Source organism: Parapedobacter deserti, from assembly GCF_042646065.1.
Lineage (GTDB): Bacteria > Bacteroidota > Bacteroidia > Sphingobacteriales > Sphingobacteriaceae > Parapedobacter > Parapedobacter deserti.
Window position 1 is genome coordinate 939,514 of the sequence record NZ_JBHRTA010000038.1, and the last position, 22,354, is coordinate 961,867.

Consider the following 22,354-nt stretch of genomic DNA (forward strand, 5'->3'; position numbering starts at 1 on the left):
TATTAATAACGAGCGGGTTTAAAGCGCTGCGGATTTAGTAATATGGTATTGGACCAGATCGTCGATCGGGGAACGTAAAATCCTGCCAACTTTCATGCTGTACTGGTTGGCTGTCTCCTCCAACACATTGCGGAAGTTGTATCCGACCGAGCCGATACAGTTGAAAGAATAACGTTGATAATCAGGGTATCGCGATACAAGATTCCGGAAAAAATCATCAAACGAAGTTTGTACAAGGCCTCGGGAATAATTGATGTTTACCATTACATCATATACGAACTTGCTAAAGCTTGCGCAGAAACGGTTGGCCAGCGGTTTCGTGTATACCGCGTCCATCACATCGTCAGGGGTTAGCTTATAGGTTTCCCAGAAAACCGCGCGGACATCTTCGGGCATGAAGCCCCGGATGTAGTCAGTAAGGAGCTTTTTGCCGATATAGCAACCGCTGCCTTCGTCGCCCAATATGTAAGCCGCGGAGTCGATGTTTTGGGCGATATCCTTTCCGTCATAGATACAAGTATTTGTTCCCGTGCCCAGGATGGCGGCAAACCCCGCCTGATCGCCGAGCAACGCCCTTGCTGCAGCCAAGAGGTCATGACCTACGAAAACCGTTGAATTAACGAATACCTGCTTTAGGGCTTCCACAACGATGCCGGCTTTTTCCTCGTTATGGACTCCAGCTCCGTAATAATTTACTTCCGATATTTGATCGTACGGTAAATCCTTGGGCAAACCCTTTTTGAGCGAATTTACAATGTATTCGCTGTCTACGAAATATGGATTGTAACCTTCCGTGTTGAAATACACTTTCTTTCCAGCATTATCCAGCAAGCACCAATTGGTTTTGGTCGATCCTCCGTCTGCAATAATAATCATTTGTTGGGTCTTAGTTTTTGGTATTTTTAGTTAAATGAAAATCCACCTGATTTACTGCGCCGAAAATACAGTTTTCCCTGAAAAAAATAACATTATTAGGCGTATATTTCAAAAAAGTTGTGCATTTACGATCAATGCCCACTTTCTGTGGTGATGTTCTCGATATCGTATCCCTGCTTTTTGAGAATCCCCGAAACTTTCCAAGCAAAAAATGCCAGGTATGTGAAACACGCTACAGGAACCCAATAAGATAGGTGGATATCGTGCAGTACGTCCGCTAAGCTTCCCTGCAGCGGTGGAATAATAGCACCACCCAAGATCATCATGATCAGGAGCGCTGATCCCTGGCTGGTGTATTTTCCGAGCCCAGTGATGCTAAGGGCGAAAATGCTGGGCCACATAATGGAACAAACAAGACCGCCACTGATGAATGCGAATATGCCGACTTTACCGTCGGTGTGCAGCCCAATCAGCATGGCAACCACCCCGAGAATTCCCAGAGCCATCAGCAGTTTAGCAGGTTTTGCCTGTGCCCAGAAATTGGCAGCGATCATCACCGCAATGCAAACCGCGTAAATATAGAGGTCCGATACGTCGCGACCGCTGAGGCGGTTTACGATCAGTATTACGGCAAATGCAAGGTAAGGCACAAGTATGCTTAGTAAGGCCTGCATGCGCTTGCTCATCTTGAAAACTGTAACGGCGCCCATCCAACGGCCGATCATTAAACTGCCCCAATATAGCGAAATGAAATGTGAGATCTGGGACTCGTCATAACTGCCAAACTCCGGGGTTTGCAGCAGCGCACCTAGGTTGCTTTGGATGGTTACTTCCACACCTACGTAAACAAAAATAGCCAACATGCCCAATGTAAGCTGTGGATATTTCATGGCCCCCCAGCCGTTTCCATTTTTCTGTGCGGCGCCATTAGAAAGAAATAGGATCGCGGCCACGGTCAATAAAGCGATAATCAACAATGCCAATGTGCCTTCGTGCCCAAAGCTCTCAGGGAGCGTAAAACCAATGACAATAACGATCAGCATAGCGATTGTAATGGCAAGTAAAGCCCTGGTAAGTTTGCTGCTCCGTTCAGGCTCTTCGTCAGAAGTGACCCTTGGCATGGCTTTTATAGCGAAAAACCCTGCTACGAGCAGGAATACGCCGGCTAAAATGACGTATAGAATGTTGATGTCACCGATAGACGCTTCGGCAACCTGCTCTGGCGTAGCGACCACGGTGCCGAACAGGATCAGCGTAATGATGATAGGCCCGATAGTCGTGCCAAAGGAGTTTACCCCTCCCGCAAGGCTCAACCGGTGTGCCCCGGTAGCCGGATCACCTAAAGCCACGGCGAAAGGGTTGGCAGCTGTCTGCTGTAAGGAAAAGCCCAATGCTATGACAAAAAAGGCCACCAGGATAAACAGATATTCTGAGCTGTTTACTGCCGGAATCATACATATGGCACCTACCACGGAAATCAACAGTCCATAGATGATGCCCTTTTTATACCCGATCTTGTTTAGAAAGTCATATCCAACGCCGCTGGAATACAAATACAGCAATAGTGAACCAATGTAGTAAGCGCCATAAAATGCAGAATCGATCAACTGTGATTCGAACTGGGTGAGGTCGAAGTGCGATTTACAAAACGGGATAAATACGCCGTTCGCACCCGCAAGAAACCCCCAAAAGAAAAAAACCATCGTTAGGGAATACAGCGCTGATGCATAGTTTTTATTTGATGTAGCCGTCATATAACTTTTTATGGATTAGTCGAAATTTTCGCCTAACATAGGGCTTTTAACACCAATAATTCAAACTTTCTCGGTATTTTTATGTTACCCTAATTAATAAATCGTTTTACCCGATTGACAAACAGCTAATTAGTTGCCGTCAATGATGCAGTGATTGAAGAAAGTGCTACCACGAAAGTGCACTGAACACCACAGGGTGTTTTATTTTTAAATAATTTTTTTTGAAATTCCAAATGTATTCCTTTACTTTGCGCTGTATTCTCAAAATTTATCCTAATACTTCATCGAAAATCTTTGATTTCTGAAGACCAAATGCTGAATCACTTTTGTTTAAGATGTGCGGCTGAGCGAGGCGGATAAATTTCTGCGTATAACTGCAAATCCTTTATATATTAATTATAGTTGATGAACATTAATGAATTGAATGCGAAGCTCGTATCCGAGTTGCGTGAGATAGCAAAACTGATAGGCGTACCCGATGTAGATAAACTTCGGAAACATGAGCTGGTAGCCAAGATTGTTGAAACCGGCGAGGAGGAAAGCAAAGCCGCTTCGAAGGAAACGGAGCCCGCTGCCGATACCATCGACACTGCGGACGACAAACCGAGAAAGCGCACCCGGACTGTAAAAAGCACTGAACCGGTCAGCGTACGGAGTACGAAGGAAGAATATCCCACCGAGATCAGGGAAAATGTCGTTTCAGGTGAGCCCCGGACGGAACAGGCCCCGGCTGCTAAACCTACTAATGGTAGTAAGATCGAAGGACCAACCGCAAGCCTTGACTTTGATAATGTCATTGTTAATGAAGGCGTGTTGGAGATCATGCCCGACGGCTATGGTTTTCTCCGGTCATCGGATTACAATTACCTGACATCTCCGGACGATATCTATGTTTCCCAGTCGCAAATCAAGCTTTTTGGGCTCAAAACGGGAGATACGGTTCGCGGGAGCATCCGCCCGCCGAAAGAAGGTGAGAAGTACTTTCCGTTGGTCAGGGTTGAAGCCATCAACGGGCAAAACCCGGCGGATGTGCGTGATCGCGTCCCGTTTGATTTTCTTACCCCGCTGTTTCCTACCGAACGGTTAAAGCTCTTTACAGGTACCGGCAATTACTCGACGCGCATAATGGACCTGTTTACGCCGATAGGTAAAGGACAGCGTGGTCTTATCGTCGCACAGCCCAAGACGGGTAAAACCATGTTGCTTAAGGATGTTGCAAATGCCATCGCTAAAAACCATCCAGAGGTTTACTTGATTATCTTGCTGATCGACGAGCGCCCCGAAGAGGTGACTGATATGGCGCGCAGCGTGCGGGCCGAGGTGGTGTCGTCTACGTTTGATGAGCCCGCGGAGCGGCATGTCAAGATTGCTAATATCGTGTTGGAAAAAGCAAAGCGCATGGTTGAGTGCGGCCACGATGTGGTCATCCTGCTGGATTCAATCACGCGACTGGCACGGGCCTACAATACCGTTGCGCCGGCCTCAGGCAAGATCCTTTCAGGTGGTGTAGACGCCAACGCCCTGCACAAGCCGAAGCGCTTCTTCGGTGCTGCGCGGAATATCGAACATGGAGGTTCGCTTACCATTTTGGCTACCGCGCTTATCGATACCGGCTCCAAGATGGATGAGGTGATATTCGAAGAGTTCAAAGGAACGGGCAATATGGAATTGCAATTGGATCGCAAATTGTCTAACAAGCGGATATTCCCCGCCATTGACCTTATCGCTTCCAGTACGCGCCGTGACGATCTGCTTAACGACCGTGAAACCCTTCAGCGGATATGGGTGTTGCGCAACCACCTTGCGGATATGAATTCGACCGAGGCGATGGAATTCCTTTTGGCACAAATGCGCGGAACGAAATCCAACGAGGAGTTTCTGATCAGTATGAATAAATAGTGAATCACAGTATCATGTAGGGGGTGTCGATAACCCTTTGGACACCCCCATGTATCATGAAAAGGCATATACCTAATTTCATCACCTGCCTTAATCTTCTCAGCGGCTGCATCGGGACTGTGTCAGCGTTAGCTGGACAGTTTGAGTTCGTAGCATTCTGCATCGTGGCGTCGGGGATATTTGATTTTTTTGACGGGATGGTTGCCCGTGCATTGCACGTGAAGTCGCCGATCGGCAAAGAGCTTGATTCGTTGGCTGATGTGGTGAGTTTCGGGGTCTTGCCGGGCGCGGTGCTTTACAAAATGCTTTTGGTGGCGTTACCAGCCAGTGCTTACCTTCCGTATCTTGGGTTTGCAGTCACCTTGTTTTCTGCACTCCGCTTAGCCAGGTTCAACGTAGACGCACGCCAATCGACAGATTTTATCGGACTCAACACGCCGATGAATGCCTTTTATGTAATGTCGTTGCCCTTCCTTGGCGAAGCCTATGGCCATATTGTTTATCACCCAGCTTTTTTGGTTGGCAACATCGTTGTCACTAGCTTGTTGCTTGTCAGCAATATCCGGCTGTTTTCCCTGAAACTGGACGCTTGGTCGTGGCAACGGAACAAATGGAAATTTGTTTTGGTCATGCTAAGCGCCGTGTTAGTTATAGCGGTGGGATTCGCTGCCATCCCCGCCGTCTTAGTGTTGTACTTCTTGCTTTCATACATCCATTTCAGGCAACAGGCGTAGTATGTGCTACGCTCCCTGGCTCAAAGTGTTTTCAGGTAGGCTTTCAGCTCGTCATAGAGTGTCTCCAGCCTAGGAAGTAGTTCACAAAATTTTCCGTAGACTGTGTCCAGTTCCAGCTCGTTTTTTGCAAGGGTTTCTATTTTTTGAAGCTCCTCGCGCATCTCGTTTGCACCAACGTATGCTAGTGTTGGCTTGATGTGGTGCGCTTGTTTATAAACCTTTTCCCAATCCCCCTGCTGGATGTAAGCGGCTAAGCGTTCCATGTCGGGAGGCGTTTGCCTGATGAAAAGTTCAAGGATCTCCCTGATAAGTTCGGTGTTGCCTCCAGAAAGGTCTTGCAGGTAATCCATGTTGGCTTGTTCAAAGTTCATGTTTTTCATATTGATGCTTTGGTTTCGTAATATTGTACGGGTAGACGGTCTGGCGTATCGTTTAACAGTTCGGTGACGGTTCGTTTGGCTACCGGATGGATGAGAAATGGAGCGATTTCCTGTAACGGCACTAAGGCAAACCGGCGGTTCGGCAGATGGGGGTGGGGCACCTGCAGATTTGGTTTATCGATGACCTGATCGCTGTACAACAGGATATCGATGTCGATAAGCCTCGCTTCCCATTTCACCATGCGTTCCCTGCCTAATTTTTTTTCAATCGCATTTATCTTCTCCAGCAATTGGAGCGGTTGAAGGCTGGTGGTTACCCTTAGCACCTGATTGAGATAATTCGGTTGGCTTTTGTCACCCCAGGCGGCGGTTTCGTATACAGCAGAAGCTTTTACTATTTGGCCTATTTCTTGGGCAATTTCCTCAATCGCTTGATTCAATAATGCGGTCCTGTTGCCCAGGTTGGCGCCCAATAATAGGTAGACATCTGCAATAACTGACATGGGTATACTTAACTGATATTATGATAGGTCCCCCCGCGGCACAAACTTAGGTAAATAGCACATGATATGCAAACAGCGAATACGACGCCAATGCACTGAGAACGCATATAAACCCATTTGTAACTAGTTGCTGTTTTTGCGGTCAAACGATTGACTCATGCATAGTGCTTTTTGCATTTGCTGCGAAGTTTGATTAAGTTTGACACAATAAAATAACAATATGAGGTCTTTTTTCAAATATGTGCTTGCAACAGTGACAGGCATCGTCCTTTCTTTTATTCTGCTGGTGTTCGTCAGTTTGATCATCATCGGCGGAATGATCAGTTCGATGAGTGACGACAAAGAGGCGGTGGTGGCAAAGAATTCCTTGCTTCATATCGACTTAAAACACGACATCCCTGAGCGTACGATGCCCGATCCCTTTGATGGTATCGATGTCCCCGGATTTATTTTTGCGAAGAATCTAGGGCTGGATGATATTCTGAAGCGCATTGAAGGCGCTAAGGACGACGATCGCATAAGGGGCATTTACTTGGATCTTTCCATGGTATCGGCCAGCTTCGCTTCCCTTCAGGAAATCAGGGATGCATTGTTGAGTTTCAAAAAATCGGGTAAGTTTATTGTCGCCTATAGCGAACTGTATACGCAGCGCGCGTATTATTTAGCATCTACGGCGGACCGGATTTATGTCAATCCCGAGGGGACGATTGATTTTCGTGGGCTGGCATCCCAGACCATGTTTCTGAAAGGAACATTGGACAAGCTGGGTATCGAGGCCCAGGTAGTCAAGGTGGGCACTTATAAGAGTGCGGTCGAGCCGTTCACGTTAGATCGGATGAGTGAAGCCAACCGCGAGCAAATGGCTTCATTTATCGGCAGTATCTATGGTCATTTTGTCAACGAGATTGCTGCAAGCCGGAAGCTGAGCCCTGATTCATTACGAGCTATTGCCGACCGGTATGCTGTGCGCAATGCGGACGATGCCGTAGCGCACGGGCTGGCCGACGGCAAGAAGTATAAAGATGAAATCTTAGGTGAGTTGAAAGGCCTGTTGGAAATCTCTGAAGATAAAGACATCCCCGCGGTATCGCTAACAAAGTACAGGCCTCAAGCAAAATCGGCTGGCGCCTCCGTACGCGACCGAATAGCTGTGGTCTATGCAGTAGGTGAAATTGTCTCCGGTGAAGGGAGCGATGAGATTATCGGTTCCGAACGGATATCTCGTGAGCTTCGAAAGTTGCGTCGCGATGACAAAGTAAAGGCGGTCGTACTCCGTGTCAATTCCCCGGGAGGCAGTGCGTTAGCGTCGGACGTGATTTGGCGGGAAGTTGATTTGTTGAAACAAGCCAAGCCAGTTGTCGTTTCAATGGGGGATGTAGCCGCCTCCGGCGGATATTACATCGCCGCTGCTGCCGACTCTATTTTTGCCCAGCCGAATACGATCACAGGCTCCATCGGCGTTTTCGGGCTGATTCCCAACTTACAGGGACTATACCACGATAAGTTGGGCATTACGTATGATAAGGTCAAGACGGGCAAATACGCCGACATGCTGACCACCTTCGACCGCCCGCTTACCGCGGATGAGCGCCTCATTCTGCAACAAGAGGTTGAGCGGATCTATGATACCTTTCTACAGCGAGTGGTAGACGGCCGGGGCCTATCAAGGGCACGGGTAGATAGCATCGGGCAGGGCCGTGTCTGGAGCGGGCAGCAGGCGCTGGACCTCGGATTGGTAGATCGTCTAGGAAGCATAGAGGACGCGATTGCGGCCGCGGCTAAAAAAGCCGGCTTAGCTGATTATCGGCTAGTCACCTATCCCGCAATGAAGAAACCTTTCGAATCACTGTTGGGGAACACGACCGATCGTATCGCCACATGGTTCGGCAAACGTGAGCTCGGCGAACATTACCGGTATTATGAACAGGTGAAGGCTGCGCTTCAGCAGCACGGCATACTGGCCCGACTTCCCTTTGAGTTCGAAATCCATTGAAAGAAAAAATTGCAATAACTGAATGTCCTCGGGATGCAATGCAAGGGATGCCCCGCTTCATTCCCACGGAAGTAAAAGCGGCTTATCTTAAATTGCTTCTTTCAGTCGGTTTTGAACGGTTAGACTTCGGGAGCTTCGTGTCGCCCAAGGCCATCCCTCAGATGCGGGATACAATAGACGTGCTTAACCTTGTGGACGCGGCTGCCAGTACGTCGCAACTCCTTGCCATCGTGGCCAATGTTCGAGGAGCGGAGCAAGCGACGAAGTTCGCACAAGTTGGAATCCTGGGCTTTCCTTTCTCTATATCCGAAACGTTCCAACGGCGCAATACCAACAGTACCATTGCCCAGGCGATCGACACTGTAAAGCAGATCGTGGCGATATGCCATGTGAATGGCAAGGTGCCGTTAATTTATCTGTCCATGGGCTTCGGCAATCCGTATGGTGATGCGTGGAACCCTGCAATCGTGGCGGATTATACCGCTCAATTGCTCGCATTGGGCGTCAGGCATTTTTCGCTTGCCGATACGGTGGGAAGTTCGACGCCCGACGGCATCGCAACGTTATACGCCTACATTCACTCGGCATTCCCTGAGATCGAATTGGGGCTGCATCTACACAGCACGCCCAATGAAAGCCGTGATAAGCTCAGTGCAGCCCTCGACGCAGGATGCGCCCGCTTTGATACGGCATTGCGAGGGCTCGGAGGATGTCCGATGGCCGAGGATAAACTTACGGGAAACATAGCAACAGAGACCCTGTTGCAATTGCTTTATGAACGGGGGGTCGATACCGGGCTGGACATGGACGCCTGGGCAGAAGCGATGCAATATAGCAGGGAGGTGTTTTTGTGAATGCGGACTTAGCGGCTGATAGCAAACCTGACAGCCAAGAGCAACGACGTGTTTGATAAAAAAAACAAACGACAAAGAAAAAAAACAAATTCTTATATTAGTTTTGCTGAATAAGTTGATTTTATAACGTATGAGAACCATAGACGATTTAGATTTTTCGACGAAGAAAGCATTAATCAGGGTGGATTTTAACGTACCACTCGATGAAAATTTTAATATTACGGACGACAATCGCATCCAGGGAGCGGCACCAACCATCAAGAAAATCCTCAATGACGGCGGTGCGGTGATCCTTATGTCCCATCTCGGACGTCCCAAGGAAGGGCCAGCAGCGAAATTCTCATTGAAACATATTGTGAAGCATCTTTCGGGTGTGTTAGGCGTAGACGTCCAGTTTGCGGATGACTGCATCGGTGGGGATGCGTATGGTAAGGCGGCAGCCCTAAAACCCGGCGAGGTATTGCTTTTGGAAAACCTCCGTTTCTACAAGGAGGAAGAGAAAGGAGACAGCGAGTTTGCCGGAAAGCTTGCTAGACTTGGCGATGTGTATGTAAACGATGCTTTCGGCACAGCACATCGTGCACACGCATCTACAGCGGTCATCGCTCAGTTTTTCCCCAATGCGAAATACTTCGGCTACCTGATGGCAGCTGAGATCGGCAACGCAGAAAAGGTGCTGAACAATCCGCAACGGCCCTTCACCGCCATTATGGGCGGTGCCAAGGTGTCTGATAAGCTCGAGTTGATCGAAGCATTGCTCGACAAGGTCGATAACTTGATTATCGGAGGTGGTATGGCCTATACCTTTGTAAAAGCGCAGGGTGGCGAAATAGGAAGGTCGCTCGTAGAAACGGATAAGTTGACCTTGGCGAACGACTTGGTGACCAAAGCAGAGGAAAAGGGTGTTAACCTGGTGCTGCCGACCGATTCGCAGATCGCTGATGAATTTGCTCCTGATTCCCCCGCGTATGACGGGCCGAACGATCAGATACCTGCCGACAAGATGGGACTTGATATTGGCAAAGAGTCCGCGGAGCATTTTACTCAGGTCATCATGGCATCCAATACGATTCTTTGGAATGGTCCGATGGGCGTGTTTGAAATGGATAAGTTTGCCAGGGGCACCAAAGCGGTTGCCGATGCGGTAGTAGCTGCAACGGAACGGGGGGCCTTCTCGCTGATCGGCGGTGGCGATTCGGCTGCTGCAGTGAGCAAATTCGGCATGACCGAACACGTAAGCTACGTAAGCACGGGCGGCGGCGCCTTGTTGGAATATATGGAAGGAAAAGAGCTGCCGGGTGTGAAAGCGATAAATGAATAAGAAAAGCGGTTTATGCCGCTTTTCTTTTAGTAACTATATGCAATGCCGTATGTGGCAAACACCCGTTTCGATGTGCCGGCTTCGTTAGCATAGACAAGCTTTACGCCAATATCAAAATTAGGTAGGTAATACCGAAGCAGATTCATATCCGAGCGAAATTCGAACCCGAATGTACGGGGGCTGAGATCATTCCCTGACCGCACGTTTTGGAAGTCCGCAAAAAAACCGCCCTTGAAACGCTTGATGTAAGCTAAAGGACCGACAGCCCAATCAGGATAGGCAATGGGAAAGCGGTAGCTGACAAGCAAGGTGTTATCTACTGGAACCGGCCGCAACTGGTCATATCCGCTCACCATGGGTATATCGTTGACCATCCGATAATTGCCGTTGCCCTGTTGGTAATTGAACCGGGCAAGCAAGGAGTGGTTGCGCCAAATCCCGGGAAAATAGAAAGCTGTCCGAAGGGCTAGGTGCTCACCAGCTATGCGGCCGTCGAAGGGAAAATGTCGGTACGTAATGCTTAAGTGCTGTCCCCAACGGGGCGCAAGGTCCAGCAAGCTTTGCCGCACATTGTGGTTGAAATAGAATTGATAATGCATCGGGAAATCAATGCGATCAATAAAGCGATCCCGGAACTGCGGTTCGCTTAGGTCGTACCGACGGGTATAGGAAGTAGCTGCGCTAAGCCCTGTGGTAAAAACATGATTAAGGCGGTAAAACACCAAGGGGACATTCATCCGCACCGTTGCGGCATTCTCCCGCCAGCGCAGGCCGATCACCTGTTGGTCACCGCCGGGAAAGTTCACCCGTGCCGCACTTACCTGCCCCCTGTTGCGGTACTCTAAAGAAAACTTCGGGAAAAATCGCTGGTAGTTTACCGATGCGAGGTATTCGCTGCTCCGGATATCGCCATCGTAAATGTATCCCAACCGGATCTGAGCCGTGTTCAGCAAATCATCTGAAAGCCAGTATATCCCTGGATTGATCTGCCCGATGTTTTCGAAATTCCCGTTGTCGACGGAGAGGCTATGGAAGTTGATTAGCTTTTTAAGCCCGCTATAAGGGGTAGAAGGCCTTGTTTCGATCTGGACGGTATCGTTATGGGGTAAGGTATTTTCCAGCCTTGTAGGTGGTTTAAAATGGCTGGCTTGCGAATTTTCCGGTTTTACGTGACTGATACGATACCCGTCAACCTGATAATTGTTAAACCATATATGGCCGCTTGCCTGATCAAACGAGGGGTTAAAAGCTCCATACCGGGCATGAGTAAGTTGGGTGACGGTACCTGTTTCCGCATTCAGTTCATACAAGTTGTCGATCCCATGATAATGCGCCTTGAACACCACCTTTCCATCTGTATATATTGGCCGCTCGATTTGCTGCGATTGCCATTCCAGGAGGAATCGGTAAGCTGCTGTTGGGATATCCAGTTCTACGATAGCTGCGCCCTGTTGGGAGATAGCTGTAGCAATAACTCTGGAACCACTTTCATCAAAAGCAGGTGTCTGCAACATGATGTTTTTCGGCGACGGAAAGCGGGACACCAGTCTGCCTGTTTGGCTATCTAAAAGCACAAGGCTGACGGTGTTGTCCTCTTCAACCGCAACGGCGGCCAACTGCCGGCCGTCCGGCCGCAGGGCAGGCGAAAAGTAGCGGCTTCTGTGCGTGAGTTGTTTGTAGGATTGCGTATTCAGGTCATAAAGATTGATCACATTATATGTGCGTTTGCCATAGCGTCCATGGCGCCGTAGTTCGTCCCAGACGATTTTCCCTGCCGCGTACGCGAAGTTCGGCTCGGTTTGTCGGCCAGTTTTTACCACCGTTTGTTGCCGTGATACGGAGTCTAAAATAACGATAGCAGGGACGTTGTAAACACTTTGGTGAAGGGCGATGAGGCGTCCGTCCGGCAAAGCCTGCGGAAGCAGCCAACTTTCGGGTCTACTCGACTGCCGATTGGGGAATTCGGTGTAATCAATGGGGGTAAGTTCGGCCAGCTGTTCTTTCCATTTCTGCGCCAATGCCTCCCGGGTTTTTTCATGCCATTGGCGTGTAGTGTAGCCGGTAAATTTTTTCAGGGAGTTGCTGAAATTGTAGGGCCGGATTGGTAGCTTAGCCATGCGGCTCATCAGGCTGTCTATGATGGCTGGGTCGTGCTCGCTTTCGAGCTGTAGTGTCATAAAATAGCCGAGCTCATAGAAGCCCGGTGTGACATCGCGGAGCGACCCCAAATAGTCCTTCTGGTAGCCGTATTTTTTTCCATAAAGCAGGTTGGTTCGGAAAGGCATTTCCCACGACGGTAGCCGCCCGCGCCCTGCGTTGGAAAGCTTGGTTTCTGTGAGTACCGCATCCCCCTCAAAAAACCAGGCCGGCAAGGTGACCCCGTAGATCGCGAGCGCCAACTGCTCAAAAAAAGGTGCCCGAAGATATCCTGTCAATTTGTCAAACTGGACAACATGCCGGAGCTCGTGGATGGCCAGGTTATTCAGCCAATCCTGGAAATCGCTCTGCTGGGGTGGGGTAGTGTAAAACTCAGACCGGCGGGGGGCAAGTTGCACATTCCCGTTAGATTCGACGGTCTGATTCTGTAATACAATAGAAATTTTTCTGGGCTTTTTCCCTAATGTCTGACTTACCCGCAGCCGCAATAGCTCCAGGTCACTTGCCATTTTCTGAGCGCGGTCTTCGAATGCACTGGGATAAATCAGTTGGAAGTTTTCGGTATTAATTTGACGCCAATCGACACTTGGAGGATACTGGTCGTTTCCAAAAATCTGTGCAAACGTATCCAATGAATAGATACATAATATTATTGTACCTAACAAACTGAAAAAAAGATATAAATGACTCAAAATATTCTTCATAAGTGCGATCTGCTAATATTTTTGGTATAAAAGTGGTTTGATTACACCCTATTTGCATACTTCTACTTTATATAATTGGTATTACGTGCTGATTTTTATAATGCTATTTATTTTTTATATTCATGTGACTCGGTGCTTTTTCACTTTCATTTAGGTAAATATGCACAAAAAAATTGAGACGAATGCAAGGGTTGCTTCAGCCTTATTGCTCAGGGTGCCGACGCACAAAACTGTTCGGTTTGCTCCGCTAGATTCGCATCCCTGTTTAGCCACGCTTTCAGCCCGACAATGTGCCGCCGATTTATTGCTTTCAGCAGAGACGTTTTGGTGCCGCGGCCGCGTGGGTTGGCTGGCCCAACTACGGTTTGATTGTTATTGACCCAAGTGCAGTGTGTATGATCGGCGGAAGCCACATAAGGCGACTGAGCATTTTTCCACTAACAAATGGTGTGCTGTCATTTTGTCTTTATGCCATCACGCAACCATGCGGTCTATGCCAATCTTTAGGGTGGTTTTTAACACGCAGTTGTTCGTTCTTTTCATTTAAAAAGCCGACTTTTGCAACCAAAATCTTTCACCGATGTAGGATATCGATTTTAATTTAGGAGGGCCTATGGACGAACTGGATACGCTGGTAGAACAAACCGAATTGCTTTTGGCCGAAGGCGATGAATTGCGACTTAAGGAGTACCTCGATGAGTTGAACATATCTGATGTGGAAGCCCTGATCGACGAACTCCCGGAATACGGTCCAAAGTTCATCGAAACCCTCAGTATAAATCGTGCGGTGAATGTGTTCCGAATCCTCGACTTTCCTACCCAAGAACGTATCCTAAAAAAGCTCTCCGGCCCTAAGATTTCGGAGATCATCAATGAGATGCCGCCGGATGATCGGACAGCGTTTTTCAGTGAGCTGAAAGGCGATGTGGTAAAGCAACTCATCATCCTCCTTTCCCCCGCGGATCGCAAGGAAGCGTTGGCGTTGCTGGGGTATCCGGAAGACAGCGTTGGCAGGTTGATGACGCCGGATTACATCACCGTAAAGCAGCATTGGGACATTAACCGTGTGCTGCAACACATACGTCGCTATGGAAAAGCATCAGAGACCATCGATGTGCTGTACGTGATTGACAAGGACGGCAAGTTGCTAGATGATATTCGTATTCGTGATATTTTGCTTGCCGACCCCGAGACCAAGGTAAAGGACCTGGTAGACAACCGGCTTATCGCCCTCAGCGCGGACGACCCGCAGGAGGAGGCGATCAATAGTTTCCGGATGAATAATCGGGTGGCGCTTCCGGTTGTGGACGAGCAGGGGATCATGCTGGGTATTGTGACAGTAGACGATATTCTATGGGTGGCTAATGAAGAGTATACCGAAGACATGCAGCGGATAGGAGGTACCGAAGCGCTGGATGAACCTTATTTGGATGTTTCAGTTATGCACCTCGTAAAAAAGCGGGCCGGATGGCTGATCGTGTTGTTCCTGGGGCAACTGCTTACTGCGACAGTAATGGAGCATTATGAGAGTCAGTTGGCTTCGGCGGTGATATTGGTCATGTTTATCCCCCTCATCATGTCGAGTGGGGGTAACAGCGGGTCGCAGGCCGCCACCCTCATCATTCAGGCGATGGCGTTGGGTGAGGTGACACTAGCGGACTGGTGGCGGGTGATGCGGCGGGAGATCCTATCTGGACTGGCATTGGGGTTACTCTTAGGTGTACTTGGCTTTTTTCGTATTGCCACTTGGCAGGCTTTCTCGCATGCCTACGGCGAACATTGGATGCCTGTGGGATTCGTGGTGAGTCTTTCGCTGGTGGGGATTGTGATGTGGGGGTCATTAGTGGGGTCTATGCTGCCATTTATCCTGCGCAGGTTGGGTGCTGATCCGGCGTCGTCTTCGGCACCTTTCGTAGCAACCTTGGTAGATGTAACTGGGTTGATTATTTATTTCACCGTGGCAACGCTGATCCTTGCCGGAGTATTGCTATGAAAATTTCCAAGATATACTGGAGCGGATGGATCCTGTTTTTTCCGTTTGCCGAGCTTGTGGCACAGAGTCGCCTTCCAGTGCTATTGGAATTGGAGGGCGGCATTGAATGGCTTGGCAACACATCGGTGCGCAGGGTTTTCCCAGCGGGAGGAAGTTTGAAGCTGGGACCTGTTTTCGCAATGGCAGACCAAGGCCGGCTCCGGCTTCGTCCACAGGCAGGCTTTAAATTATTTTTCAACGAGTTGGACGAATGGACCACTGAGCACCTCCGTATGATTCGTCTGGGCGGGCAGGTGAGTTATGATCTCTTTTACGTCGGACACACAACATTCTTCCCGTACGCAGCGGCTGATTTCAACTGGGTGGCCAACTATGATGCCGAAAGTGACGGCAGTACAGGTGACGCTGAAAACACTACATTTTCGGACAGCTACCTGAAGGGATCGGGATTCTCAACGGAAGTCGGTATGCGCATACAGTATCGGGAATTTTACATCAAGCTGGGCTATGAAGTTCTCAACCCCCGGCTGAGGGTGAAAGGATATTTAATCGATGAGGATCTGGAGGCAGGCTACATGACACCGCCGTCGCATCTTTTCAACTTCAATGCCGTAAATCTTTCAGTGGGTATAACTATTGGGCCATGAAGAATACCTTTAAATCAATTGCAACTTCAGTAGGGATGGCTGCTACATTGCTTGGCTGTAACGGCGATGGCACGTTACTGGACCTTTATCCCATGGATCCGATCGTGAATCCCGAAACACGCACCTTGATCCGGGAGAACCGGATTGTTCATGCGCAGTTGGGCAGCCGCAACCGGATAAGCGGAATTACTGAAGGCGGCGGGTTTTCGACAGCTGACAAATTCAGGTCTTTCCAATTCGAGCCTTATGCGTTTCCAGTGGGCCAGGGGGCGATGGGCTTTGGCAACGGACTTATCGTACATGCGATACCTGACGGATCGTCCTTTGTGCTGAGGTATTCGGAGGATAATGGCAAAACCTGGGATACCTATGGACAGTCCATCTTGGATGATGAGAATACCATGCAAGGTACAGTAAATGTGTTGAAGCTGCTTGTGGTGCCGGATGGTTCGGTTTGGCTGTTGTGCCAGCACCATATCGGAACGGCGCGAAAGGTGCTGCTGTACAAGGTTGATTTGGGTGCCGAAAAAAGTTCATTGCTGGCAATGGAAGATAATGCCACTGCGTTGGATATCGGTGTGGCTGATCAACAGCGAGCGTGGCTGCTTTGCTCGATGCAGCACGGGACTGCGGATAATGTGCATTTATTGAAGACGGCAAACGGCGGCAGCGCATGGTCTACGGTATGCGTATTGGAAGATACTCACGATCCGCGTCTTGAAATTGTGGATGTCGGTACGCTGTTGATTCATAATCAGTCAGGACAGGTATTGCATTCCGCTGATGGCGGGTCTTCTTTTGCACCAGTATCCATCCCCGGGGGTGGAATAGCAGCCTGCGAAGCGGTTTCACTCGATGTTGTTTATGCACTGTTGATTAATGGCAAACTCGGTAAGAGTAGCGACGGCGGCAAAACCTGGTCGGCATTGGGCACCAACACGCACGGTATCGATATATCGGGTACGACTTTACACTTTTACAGCGAACAACAGGGGATTGTCTACGGAGATGACCGCATGTTCCTTACGGAAGATGGCGGGCACAGCTGGGATGTACTTGTTTATCCATACCCATACATGTTCGATTAGTGTAGCCCCTAATCGGGGTAGGCATAGGCTGACAATTAGCGACTTGTAGACTTTTTAAAAAATTTTTTGTTTATTCGGTGGAAAGTTCCGAATATTGCAGTCCCGAAAACGGGGTAATACAAAGATTGACACTCCTCAGTAGCTCAGCTGGTTAGAGCATCTGACTGTTAATCAGAGGGTCGCTGGTTCGAGCCCAGCCTGAGGAGCTTAAAAAGCCTCACAGTGATGTGGGGCTTTTTTTTAATGCCTACCAACCATTTTTATATGGCTTAATACAAATTCTTTTCTCCTGCCGATGGTACCTTTTGGTATATCAACGACCTCATATCCATATTGGCGGTATGTTATTTCATTTGCCGATACGTATGTTCGGCCTCTTCCCAGGTTTGTTTCCGTTCGCTATCCGTATCACAGATTTCTAACCAATGAGGAAGGATAAACTTCTGCGTGTAGCTGCATGACAACACTTTTGCATCACCGTTTGATCTATGGTATACCCAATCATGGCAGCATAGCATACCGTATGATAAACGCTTCGGTCGAAATAGCAAAGACTGCCTTTATGCTTCGTGACCACTTCCTGATAATCCCTGATGGAAGCTTCCAGCATCGGATCGGTATATCGTTCTTTGTTTTTCCACGGCAATCCATCGCCATCCATTGCCGTTTCTTGCTGAATGATTGCTCTCGCAGCTTCCGGAACTGTGTGTAACTTTCCGCTTCAAGGCTGCGAGGAGCGAATCTTTCCGACTCCGGGACCTCCAGTGATGACATATAAGTGTGTTTCATTTCTCAATTATGAAGCACTTGACAGTTGCTGCAAAAGAAACTCCTTCGGTTAGTTTTTCCTGTATGGGCTTTGGTGAAAGGGATATTGCACCGGGGGCATGTCTTTTTGGTGTGCGCCAACCAATGCTTCTTTAAGGTGTACTCCTTTTTCCAGTGGAGGAACTCAAATGCATAGTTGCGGACCTCCTGTACCAGTTCTTTTAACTTAGCTTCCGGCAAAGCCCCTAAGGTGGATAAGGGATGGACCTCGATACGGAATAGCACTTCATTCTTGATGATGTTACCACTTCCGGCAAAGATGTCCTGATCCAGTAGGGCATCGCAGGCAAGTGTCGAGGGTAGTCCCTTTAACTTCCTTAATGCCATTGCAGCATCCCATTCTTCGGCCATTATATCGGCAGACCAGTCGTAGATCTCCTCCACTGGCTTATCAATAAGCTTTAGGGAACATGCGTAGAAATTCAGCTCATCGTTTGCAAATGTTAGACTTAATCTGACCGGGGACGGCTTCCGTTCGTTAATGCGATATGTTCCGAATAGTAGAAAATGGACACGGAGGGTAAAGCCGTCGAAGCAGATCAGAAAATGCTTGCCCCATGAACGGAAACGAAGCACGGTTTGCCCCGGCAGTACCTGTTGATTGATTTTACTGTTGCCAGCTACCGCATGGATTTTCTGGCCTTCCAAATGCAAGGATTCTACAGCTTCTCTCAATATAACGATTGACGGTCCCTCAGGCATAAAACGTAAATGCCAGTGTTTCTTTTCACCATTGCGTATGGTTCACGATACAACAATCGGCAATGTAGAAAGTTTATCCACGCATATAACACGGGATACACAACGCTACTTTTCCCTGAGCGGTGAGATCTTTGTGTTACCTGCTCGTTGAGCCATGGAGCCGGGCTACGGAGCGGGAACCGTTTTACTGTCCACCATCGTCAATGCGTCGGTGTTTAAACGGCTGACCCGGATAGCCGGCGGCTTGCCCGGCGCTTCGCCGACCCAAGCGATGAGCAAATGCCTGCCGGACTGCGTGATGACGGGGTGATGGTTTGTCGCGCGGTCTGAAGCGATAGGAGTCGGCTTCATAGGGTGCCCGCCGACAATCGGGTGCAAGACAATTCCCATATTTCCATGAGTGCTGCCATGATGATGACCGGAAGAACCGTGGTCATGGCTATGTGCTCCATGGCCGCCGGCCGATGACGGTCCGTGGTTTCCATAAACGACCAACACCGTGTCACTGCCTATGGCCATTGCCTGCGGATGGCTGCCGGTGGCGCTCAAAAGCATTCGCTGACCAAACGTTGTATGACCTGCTGACGAATGGGCGTAGTAAAGCCCGGCCGGTTCGCCACCGGTAAACCAGACGGCATGCAGGCGATCGTGGTGTGCAGCGAGTGTTGGTCCGGTATGCGGGCACGCTTGGATGGCCCAATGGTCTTCACTGATGGTGGCCTGGGCGCTGAATGATGCGCCGTGGTCAGTGGACCGGACATACGCCATGTCCCGCACCTGCTGGCCAAATAGCGCCGGTGGGTACATTAAACTGCGATAGGCGACATGTACGGTTCCAGCATGGTCGATATGCAGGTCTGTACGGCAACACTCGCAGGTGCCGCGATGCAAAACGGTTTCGTTGCCAAATCCTTGGCCCGGAGCAGTAGCGGCGAAATACAGGGTAGAGCCGGTTACGGAAGTGTCGCGCCCATCCAGCCATACGGCGCCGATCTCTCCGTTGCCCAGGCGGGCCATATCAAAGAAATTGCGTCCGTAATGACGAGCTGTATCCGAATGCAGGAATTGCGGCGGCGACCATGACGCGCCGTTATCCGTTGAGGTGGTGTAATAGATGGCTCCGGCGAAGCGGTTTTTTTCATGCAAAAAGGGCTTGGCAAACATCGCGATGATGGTACCGTCATCTTTAAATGCCACCTTGCCCATGCTTTCAGGTGAAGTGCCTAAGCCTTCAGACCCGGTTACGACGGTGGTTGCACCGAAGCCGCCCGAAGCCGGATCGTAGGTGGCAAACGCAAGGTGGTACGCACTGTCGATATGATCGCTTTCGGTCCAGCAGAGTACAGGAATGCCGTTCGTGTCGTGCGTGAAATAGGGGGCGGTCGCCACATGTCGGTGATCGACAGCAAGCGTTTGAACCGGGTTATCGTCTGACGCGGTTTGGGTGCAGGCGCCCATTGCGCCTGCCAGTATCATGATGCTGATCCACTCGTTTTTTTTCATGGCTGTTAGAATAGATAACTGATATTGATGCCGCCGTAGCCGTTGCGACCCGGCGACGGATTGAAAAACGCAGGTTGGCCGCCGCCGTAAGCGACCGCGTTGAGGGCTACGAATGAACTATAATGTTGGCCCAGCAAATTGTCGACACCGCCATATACTTCAGCTTTAAAGCGATTTCGGATCACCCGCCTATAGCCGATTTTCGTATTCAGCAAGTGATAAGACGGGTTATACGCCGTGTTCGCATCGTTCAAAGGCAACCGGTCGTTGTAGAGGTAGTTGCAGTTGGCGTAGAGTCCGGTGCTGCTCTCCAGGTCAAGGCCTGCGTTGATCACCCAAGGAGCGATACCTGTGAGGCGGTTGCCGTCGTAGATTGCGGTGACATTATCGTCTGCGTCGCGGGTCTTGTAGTCAACGAACGAAAAATCCGAATAGGTAACGGCCGCAAATGGCCGCAGGCGGCTTATCCACCGGCTGTCGTTGCGATCGATCGCCAGCCAGGAAAGGGCCAATTCAGCTCCGCGGTGGGCCGTCTTGCCTGCATTGTGGTAGATGGTGATGCCTTGCTGCACTGATTGGGCGATCAGCTCGCCGTTCATATCCATCCAGAAGAGCGCAAGGTCGTAGCTGAGCTTACTGCGCAGCAATCTTCCCTTCGCGTTGATCTCATAATTGAGCGCTTCCTCCGCTTGCAGGTTGGTGTTGACAGATCCATCGACTGTCCGGATCTCCGAGCCGGTAGGCGGTGTGAACCCGGTGCTCACGCTGGCATGCAGACTGAGCGCTTCATGAAAGTTGTGGCTCAAGGCCACACGCGGTGTTGCCTGCGGGTCAAACCGTTTGGTGCCACTCCGCACGGGACCGAGATAGTCACGTATACGGTAATGTAAACTGTTGATTCCCAAACCGAGGGTGAGCAGTGTCTTGCTGCCCAGCGTGGTCTCAGATTGGTAAAAGACCGAATAAAACGTGTTCTGGTTGTCTATGTTTGAATTAATTGCCCCTTCGGTCCCCCCTTCGTTAGCATATTGGCTTCCTTTCGTGAGTCCTTGATTGAATTCCGCGCCGACGGTAAATACGGTTGCAAAGGAGGCGAAACCGGGGTCATAGGTAAAGCGGGTACGGCCGCCGTAGCTTTGGTAATAATTGCGGATGTAAGCAAACGCCAGCGGATGATCAATGTCGTAGTAGTATGTAAACAGACTGGTGCTGTTGGTGAGTTTCTCGTTCAGGCGGTATTGCTGGCCAATGCCCACGCGGGTCCAGTTTTGGTTGCGTCCGGCGGCCTTATCCACGTTGGTGTCATTTGCCTGCAAAGGATTTTCACGCGCTTGGGCCTCGGTAAGGGCACCCGGTATCTGTGAGTGCTGCGTGGTGCGGTTCACCAGCACCGTAATGATCTGCCTGTCGTTGGGAAAGAACTGGAAATTGCCGGTAATGAAGCGGCGCATGTCATTGCTGTGCGCACGGTATCCGTGGTATTCCTGCCAACCGTAGGACACATAGCTATTTACCTTGTCGCCTCCCGAGCGGTAGGTGAGGGCCGACCGATGGAGGCCATAGCTGCCAGCGAGGCCCGAAAGCTCCAGGCTTCGCTCGCCGTAGGGTGCACGCTGCAGCTGGAAATTGATGACCCCGGCCGTGCCGGCTCCGTAGATGCTGGAGGCCGGTCCCTTGATGATTTCGGCCCGGCCGATGTTATTGACATCAAGGGCTTCGATGCGTGTCGTGCCATCGGTTTCGGTGACCGGAATATCGTTGACGTAAATCTTCAACGCCCGGATTCCCCAAGGAGACCGCACGCCGTTGCCGCGGATGGAGATGCGCGAATCGGCCAACGTACTTTGGTCCATACGCACACCGGCAACAGTATTGAGTGCCGCCTGCAACGATAGGCCGCTGCCGCGCCGAATATCATCGGCGTTCAGCAGGGCAACGGCGCCCGGCGTTTCCCGATTACTACGGTTATGTAGCCCGACACGTATTTCATCCAACAGAACCGGGTCGGCGTCCATTTGGACGTTGATGTGATTCCGACCGTCGGAGATGTCTACATGCTGGAGTTTGTAGCCGACCAACGTAATTTCAATGAGATCGGAGAGGTATTGCCGGTTTATCCGGAAATGCCCGTTCTGGTCGGATAGGCCGACAACGGCTCTGTGCTGATCGCGGACAGCCGCCCCAGCAAGGGGTTGGCGGGTTTGGGTATCATAAATATAGCCTGTCAGAAAGCCATCTTGTGCGCTGGCACAGGTGGCAAGCAATACCAGGCATAAGGCAATGGCCCTAAAGGCACAAAAGTGGTATAAGCTCATTAGTGATTCGTGATAATAGCGGTAAAGACCGCACGTAACTGCATAGTCACACGATACCTGAAGGTCAGATCGTGTTTAAAACATCTCGAAATGAAGGGAATGG

16 protein-coding genes, 1 tRNA gene and 1 pseudogene are annotated in these 22,354 nt (G+C 50.0%); 9 read left to right on the top strand and 9 right to left on the bottom strand.

The genetic code is table 11. The features are described from left to right. Positions 1-18 precede the first annotated feature (18 nt). Together ACFOET_RS16555 and ACFOET_RS16560 are read right to left on the bottom strand one after the other, a co-directional pair. Complete coding sequence (locus ACFOET_RS16555; RefSeq protein ID WP_379024681.1) at positions 19-876, bottom strand: N-acetylglucosamine kinase; 858 nt, start codon at positions 874-876, stop codon at positions 19-21. Between the two features lie 131 nt (positions 877-1,007). Beyond that, positions 1,008-2,630, bottom strand: a complete 1,623-nt coding sequence (locus ACFOET_RS16560) for an MFS transporter (protein WP_379024683.1) — start codon at positions 2,628-2,630, stop codon at positions 1,008-1,010. A 405-nt stretch (positions 2,631-3,035) separates the two neighbouring features. Between ACFOET_RS16560 and rho the strand changes: the two genes are divergently transcribed. Together rho and pssA are read left to right on the top strand one after the other, a co-directional pair. After that, on the top strand, positions 3,036-4,529 hold the full coding sequence (gene rho, locus ACFOET_RS16565) for a transcription termination factor Rho (protein WP_379024685.1): 1,494 nt from the start codon (positions 3,036-3,038) through the stop codon (positions 4,527-4,529). 56 nt (positions 4,530-4,585) lie between these two features. Continuing rightward, positions 4,586-5,263 carry a CDP-diacylglycerol--serine O-phosphatidyltransferase gene (gene pssA / locus ACFOET_RS16570; protein ID WP_379024687.1) on the top strand — a complete coding sequence of 226 codons (678 nt, stop codon included), beginning with the start codon at positions 4,586-4,588 and terminating at the stop codon, positions 5,261-5,263. A 20-nt stretch (positions 5,264-5,283) separates the two neighbouring features. Here the strand turns inward: pssA and ACFOET_RS16575 are convergent, their stop codons facing one another. Together ACFOET_RS16575 and folK are read right to left on the bottom strand one after the other, a co-directional pair. Next, complete coding sequence (locus ACFOET_RS16575) at positions 5,284-5,634, bottom strand: Hpt domain-containing protein (RefSeq protein WP_379024688.1); 351 nt, start codon at positions 5,632-5,634, stop codon at positions 5,284-5,286. A 5-nt stretch (positions 5,635-5,639) separates the two neighbouring features. Beyond that, entirely contained in the window at positions 5,640-6,146 is a 507-nt protein-coding gene (gene folK / locus ACFOET_RS16580; RefSeq protein ID WP_379024690.1) for a 2-amino-4-hydroxy-6-hydroxymethyldihydropteridine diphosphokinase, read from the bottom strand. A 220-nt stretch (positions 6,147-6,366) separates the two neighbouring features. Here folK and sppA point away from each other — a divergent pair, with 220 nt between their 5' ends. From sppA to ACFOET_RS16595, 3 genes are all read left to right on the top strand, one after another. Further along, positions 6,367-8,139, top strand: coding sequence for a signal peptide peptidase SppA (sppA, locus tag ACFOET_RS16585; protein WP_379024692.1), 1,773 nt, complete (start codon positions 6,367-6,369; stop codon positions 8,137-8,139). A gap of 38 nt (positions 8,140-8,177) precedes the next feature. After that, entirely contained in the window at positions 8,178-8,993 is an 816-nt protein-coding gene (locus tag ACFOET_RS16590) for a hydroxymethylglutaryl-CoA lyase (protein WP_379024694.1), read from the top strand. A gap of 130 nt (positions 8,994-9,123) precedes the next feature. Further along, positions 9,124-10,314: a phosphoglycerate kinase gene (locus ACFOET_RS16595; protein ID WP_379024696.1), complete on the top strand. Its 1,191-nt coding sequence runs from the start codon at positions 9,124-9,126 to the stop codon at positions 10,312-10,314. A 26-nt stretch (positions 10,315-10,340) separates the two neighbouring features. Here ACFOET_RS16595 and ACFOET_RS16600 read toward each other — a convergent pair whose 3' ends face one another. Next, a complete protein-coding gene (locus ACFOET_RS16600) occupies positions 10,341-13,103 on the bottom strand; it encodes a TolB-like translocation protein (RefSeq protein WP_379024698.1) in 2,763 nt (920 codons plus the stop codon). A gap of 685 nt (positions 13,104-13,788) precedes the next feature. Between ACFOET_RS16600 and mgtE the strand changes: the two genes are divergently transcribed. From mgtE to ACFOET_RS16620, 4 genes are all read left to right on the top strand, one after another. Beyond that, positions 13,789-15,168 (top strand): magnesium transporter, encoded by a 1,380-nt coding sequence (mgtE, locus tag ACFOET_RS16605; protein ID WP_379024700.1) that lies wholly within the window; start codon positions 13,789-13,791, stop codon positions 15,166-15,168. Continuing rightward, positions 15,165-15,815: a hypothetical protein gene (locus ACFOET_RS16610; protein ID WP_379024702.1), complete on the top strand. Its 651-nt coding sequence runs from the start codon at positions 15,165-15,167 to the stop codon at positions 15,813-15,815. The genes mgtE and ACFOET_RS16610 overlap by 4 nt, the downstream gene beginning before the upstream one ends. Then, on the top strand, positions 15,812-16,903 hold the full coding sequence (locus tag ACFOET_RS16615; protein ID WP_379024704.1) for a hypothetical protein: 1,092 nt from the start codon (positions 15,812-15,814) through the stop codon (positions 16,901-16,903). Before ACFOET_RS16610 ends, ACFOET_RS16615 begins: the two co-directional genes overlap by 4 nt. 132 nt (positions 16,904-17,035) lie before the next feature. Continuing rightward, positions 17,036-17,109 (top strand) — tRNA-Asn (locus ACFOET_RS16620). Between the two features lie 212 nt (positions 17,110-17,321). On the opposite strand, the pseudogene ACFOET_RS16625 reads toward ACFOET_RS16620, so the two are convergent. The 4 genes and pseudogenes from ACFOET_RS16625 to ACFOET_RS16640 form a co-directional block, all read right to left on the bottom strand. Continuing rightward, a pseudogene (locus tag ACFOET_RS16625) lies at positions 17,322-17,600 on the bottom strand (AAA family ATPase); the annotation flags it as partial. A gap of 95 nt (positions 17,601-17,695) precedes the next feature. After that, on the bottom strand, positions 17,696-18,433 hold the full coding sequence (locus ACFOET_RS16630) for a DNA-formamidopyrimidine glycosylase family protein (protein WP_379024706.1): 738 nt from the start codon (positions 18,431-18,433) through the stop codon (positions 17,696-17,698). Positions 18,434-18,598: 165 nt separating this feature from the next. Beyond that, positions 18,599-19,936: a hypothetical protein gene (locus ACFOET_RS16635; protein WP_379024708.1), complete on the bottom strand. Its 1,338-nt coding sequence runs from the start codon at positions 19,934-19,936 to the stop codon at positions 18,599-18,601. A gap of 5 nt (positions 19,937-19,941) precedes the next feature. Next, complete coding sequence (locus ACFOET_RS16640) at positions 19,942-22,251, bottom strand: TonB-dependent receptor domain-containing protein (protein ID WP_379024710.1); 2,310 nt, start codon at positions 22,249-22,251, stop codon at positions 19,942-19,944. Positions 22,252-22,354 lie beyond the last annotated feature (103 nt).